We start from the raw sequence: 4,350 nt of genomic DNA on the forward strand, positions 1-4,350 counted from the left end.
GCAGGCGGCAGGCCCCCGTGACCGGCGCCTGGCTCGCCGCTGAAGGAGTGCGTCCGGACCTAGCGATCGTCTCGCCCGCCGAGCGCGCCCGGGCCACGTGGGCGCTGGTCGCGGCTGAATTGGAGGGCGCGGTGCCGACGCGGATCGAGGAGGCCGCCTACACCTTCGACGGCGACGATCTGCTGGACCTGGTGCGCGCCACACCCGAGGACATCGCCACCCTCGCCTTGGTCGGTCACAACCCGGCGGTCGAGGAACTGCTCGAATCCTTGACCCGCGAGTGGGTCCGTATGCCGACGTCGGCGCTGGCCGTCGTGGAGTTGCCGTCCTGGACGGCCTTGCTGGGTAGCGGGCGGGTCGCCTACGCGGGCCGGCCGGCCGACTGAGCGGGCGCCATCCGGATATGGGGTCATTGGGGTGTCACGTGCGGGGCCTGGCCTGGCGCGATGGTGAGCTGATCGATGACGATGTCACCGCGGAGGAGGTCGCGGATGTGGCGCGCGCTGATGGCGCGATTGCCTGGGTCGACCTGCTGCGCCCCAGCGCCGCAGACCTGACGGCCCTGGCCGAACGCCTCGATCTGGCACCCACAGCGGTCGACGACATCCTCAGTGCGCACGAGCGGCCGAAGGTCACCAGGCACGGGCGCATTCTCTACTTCACTGTCTACTCCGCGCCCTTGGTCACCGACACCGAGCACCCCGCGGAGGAACGTCTAGTGACCAATCGCATCTCCGGGCTGGTCCTGCCGAATATGCTCGTCACCATCCGGCTGGACGATCGCTTCATGATGGAGCCGATCGTCGCCCGCTGGCAGGACAACCAGGATCTGCTCAAGTCCGGCGTGGGCGCCCTGCTGCACGGCCTGCTCGACGCGGTGGTCGACGAACATTTCGACACCATCCAGAAGCTCGATGACGAGATCGAATTGCTCGAGGATGCCCTCTTCGACGACGGTCCCACCGACGCCCGGTTCGTGCAGCGTGTCTATCGTTTCCGCAAGGACCTGGTGGCTCTGCGGCGGGTCGTGCTGCCGATGCGCGAGGTGGTCAATGCGTTGGTGCGCAACAGAACTCGCGATGGCTCCGATCTCGACCACTGGTATGACGATCTCTACGATCACGTCTTGCGAGCCAGCGAGTGGACGGAGTCGCTGCGCGATCTGGTGACGACGATCTTTGAGGCCAACCTCTCGTTGCAGGACTCGCGCCTCAACATGATCATGAAGAAGCTCGCGGGCTGGGCGGCCATCATCGCCATCCCGACAGCCATCACCGGCTGGTTCGGGCAGAACGTGCCCTACCCCGGTTTCGACAAGCCCTTGGGGCTTTGGCTGAGCGTGATTCTGATCGTGATGCTCTCCGGCGGCCTCTATGTGATGTTCCGGCGACGGGACTGGCTTTGACGACCCGGGATCAGCGGATCAAGCGGGCGATGGCGCTGGAGACCTCGGCGAGCTTGGTGGCCTCCTCCTGCCCGCCCTCGCGGGCGGCGTGCACCACGCAGTGCGCGAGATGCTCGTCGAGCAGGCCGAGCGCGACGGCCTTGAGCCCCGACTGGATCGCCGTGATTTGCGTGAGCACATCGATGCAGTAGCGGTCCTCCTCGATCATCCGCTCCACGCCGCGCACCTGACCCTCGATGCGCCGCAGCCGCTTGGACAGCGCATCTTTCGTGTCGGCATAACCGGGCCTGGTCGAATCGTCATGCGTCGCAAGGACGTCGGGCTCAGAGTTCATCGGTCGCCTTGGGGTGTGAAGCGGCGCAGTCGCTGGCTGTTGAGGACGACGAAGACCGACGAGAAGGCCATGGCCGCGCCGGCGAACATCGGGTTGAGCAGGCCCGCCGCAGCCAGAGGCAGGGCGGCAATGTTGTAGGCGAAGGCCCAGAAAAGGTTGCCCTTGATCGTCCGCAGGGTGGCACGGGAGAGGCGGATCGCGTCGGCGGTGACCCGCAGGTCACCACGGACCAGAGTCAGATCTGCCGCCTCGATCGCCGCGTCGGTCCCGGTGCCCATGGCGATGCCCAGGTCGGCCTGAGCGAGGGCCGCGGCGTCGTTGATGCCGTCGCCGACCATGGCGACAACTCGTCCGTCGGCCTGCAGCTTACGAATGACGTCGACCTTGCCCTCGGGTAGCACGCCGGCGATCACGTCGTCGATGCCGACCTGTGCCGCAACATTTTCCGCGCTCGCTCGGTTGTCCCCGGTCAGGAGTACCGGGCGTAGGCCAAGTGCTCGCAGCCGCGCGATCGCCTCACGGCTGGTGGGCTTGACGGCATCCCCGACGACGACCAGCCCGCGCGCGGCGCCGTCCCAGGCGACGGCGACGACGGTGGCGGCAGAACGCTCGGCTGCCGCCATCGCGTCGGCCAGTTGCGGGGTCAGGTCGACGGACCAGTCGATCAGAAGTTCTGGGCGGCCGACGACGACCGCACGGCCACCCTCAGCCGTCTCCACAATCCCGTGCACGCCGCGGCCCTGGACGTTCTCGAATCCGTCGATCGGGAGCAGCCGGCCGGGGAGTTCACCGGCCGCCGCGGAGATGGCGCGCGCGATCGGGTGCTCCGACCCGTGCTCGAGAGATCCGGCCGAGCGCAGCACGTCGTCGCGCGACTCACCTTCTGTGGCAATGACATCACGCACGGCCATCAGGCCGGTGGTCACGGTGCCGGTCTTGTCGAGCACGACGGTGTCGACGCGCTTGGTCGACTCGAGCACCTCGGGGCCCTTGATCAGGATGCCGTGCTTGGCGCCCTGTCCGGTGCCGACCATCAAGGCCATCGGCGTGGCCAGGCCGAGCGCACACGGGCAGGCGATAATGAGCACAGCGACGGCCGCGGTGAAGGCGGCGCCACCCCCGGCCCCGCGGAGCAGCCAGAACACCAGCGTGCCCAGGGCCAGCAGGATGACGACCGGGACGAAGACTCCGGAGATCCGGTCCGCCAGCCGTTGCACGGCCGCCTTTCCCGACTGGGCCTGCTCGACGAGTCGGGCCATCCGCGCCAGTTGCGTGTCGGCCCCGATGCGCGTCGCGCGCACGACGAGCCGGCCGCTGACGTTGACGGTCGCCCCGGTGACAAGGTCGCCCACGCCGACGTCGACGGGCACCGGCTCACCGGTCAGCATCGACGCATCCACCGCGGAGGTGCCGGACTCCACCACGCCGTCGGTCGCGATCGTCTCACCGGGGCGCACGACGAAACGGTCGCCGACCGCGAGGGCGGCAATCGGCATACGTTCTTCTCGTATGCCGTCGCGCATCACCGCAACATCCTTGGCTCCCAAGGACATCAGTGCGCGGAGCGCGGTGCCGGCGTCGCGCTTGGAGCGCGCCTCCAGATAGCGGCCGGCAAGAATGAAGGTGGTGACGCCGGCCGCGGCCTCGAGATAGATATTGCCGGCGCCGTCCGAGCGCGCGATGCCCCACGCGAAGTGGTGGGTCATCCCGGGCATGCCGGCATGGCCGAAGAAGAGGGCATAGAGCGACCAGAGGAAGGCCGCTCCGGTGCCCAGTGAAATGAGGGTGTCCATCGTCGCGGCGCCGTGGCGCAGGTTGATCCACGCTGCTCGGTGGAAGGGCCAGGCGCCCCAGACCGCCACGGGAGCGGCGAGGGTGAGGGAGAGCCACTGCCAGTTGGTGAACTGCAGTGCCGGGATCATCGCCATCGCGATCACGGGGAGGCTCAGCACCGCCGAGATGAGCAGACGGCTGCGCAGGCGCTCGAGGTGGGCGTCCCGCGGGGCGGCTGGCGGCTCGTCATCGCCAGTGTCCGCCGCGGGGGGAGCGGGAATGGTGGCGCCGTAGCCGGCCGCCTCGACGGCGGCGACGAGGGCATCGGGGCTGACGGTCTCCGCGAAGCGGACGTGTGCCCGCTCGGTCGCGTAGTTGACGCTCGCGGCGACGCCGTCGAGCTTGTTGAGTTTGCGCTCGATGCGGTTGGCGCACGAGGCGCACGTCATACCGGTGAGTTCGAGATCGATCTCCCGGGCCGCGTCGATGTCCGGGGTTGTCGGCAGCGTCGTCGTCATGCCAGGGCGTAGCCGGCTTCCGTCACGGCGGCGTCGACCTGCTCGCGCGTGACCGCAGCCCCGGAGGTGAAGGTCAAGGCGCCGGAAGCCAGATCGACCTGGACATCGCCGACGCCGGGGATCGCGCTGACCTCCTCGGTGACCGACGCGACGCAGTGGCCGCAGGTCATGCCGGTGACGGTGTAGGTGTTCTCAGCGCTCATGGTGGTGCTCCTCACGTGGGTGATCTTGCTGCCTCGGAAACATCATACCCCCAGGGGGTATTCCCGTCGAGAGGCCGGTTCAGCCCCGTCGAGAGGCCGGTTCAGCCCCGTCGAGAG

Annotated in this window: 5 protein-coding genes; 2 read left to right on the top strand and 3 right to left on the bottom strand. The window is 68.5% G+C overall.

Annotated elements, in window-relative coordinates:
- Both PKH97_RS14160 and PKH97_RS14165 read left to right on the top strand, forming a co-directional pair.
- On the top strand, window positions 1–386 hold a 386-nt coding region (locus PKH97_RS14160), incomplete at its 5' end, for a hypothetical protein (protein ID WP_324388192.1).
- A gap of 38 nt (window positions 387–424) precedes the next feature.
- Window positions 425–1,405, top strand: a complete 981-nt coding sequence (locus PKH97_RS14165; RefSeq protein WP_324388193.1) for a magnesium transporter CorA family protein — start codon at window positions 425–427, stop codon at window positions 1,403–1,405.
- 10 nt (window positions 1,406–1,415) lie between these two features.
- Here the strand turns inward: PKH97_RS14165 and PKH97_RS14170 are convergent, their stop codons facing one another.
- The 3 genes from PKH97_RS14170 to PKH97_RS14180 are packed head-to-tail and all read right to left on the bottom strand — an operon-like array spanning window position 1,416 to window position 4,233.
- On the bottom strand, window positions 1,416–1,739 hold the full coding sequence (locus tag PKH97_RS14170; RefSeq protein WP_324388194.1) for a metal-sensitive transcriptional regulator: 324 nt from the start codon (window positions 1,737–1,739) through the stop codon (window positions 1,416–1,418).
- Window positions 1,736–4,030 (bottom strand): heavy metal translocating P-type ATPase, encoded by a 2,295-nt coding sequence (locus PKH97_RS14175; RefSeq protein WP_324388195.1) that lies wholly within the window; start codon window positions 4,028–4,030, stop codon window positions 1,736–1,738. The genes PKH97_RS14170 and PKH97_RS14175 overlap by 4 nt, the downstream gene beginning before the upstream one ends.
- Window positions 4,027–4,233: a cation transporter gene (locus tag PKH97_RS14180; protein WP_324388196.1), complete on the bottom strand. Its 207-nt coding sequence runs from the start codon at window positions 4,231–4,233 to the stop codon at window positions 4,027–4,029. Before PKH97_RS14180 ends, PKH97_RS14175 begins: the two co-directional genes overlap by 4 nt.
- Window positions 4,234–4,350: the final 117 nt, after the last annotated feature.

It is taken from the genome of Nostocoides sp., from assembly GCF_035343835.1.
Classification (GTDB): domain Bacteria; phylum Actinomycetota; class Actinomycetes; order Actinomycetales; family Dermatophilaceae; genus Nostocoides_A; species Nostocoides_A vanveenii.

What these genes read in the sequence shown, in the direction of transcription:
- PKH97_RS14170 (WP_324388194.1), bottom strand. Translation starts at nt 1,739, where the DNA reads ATGAACTCTGAGCCCGACGTCCTTGCGACGCATGACGATTCGACCAGG.
- PKH97_RS14175 (WP_324388195.1), bottom strand. Translation starts at nt 4,030, where the DNA reads ATGACGACGACGCTGCCGACAACCCCGGACATCGACGCGGCCCGGGAG.
- PKH97_RS14180 (WP_324388196.1), bottom strand. Translation starts at nt 4,233, where the DNA reads ATGAGCGCTGAGAACACCTACACCGTCACCGGCATGACCTGCGGCCAC.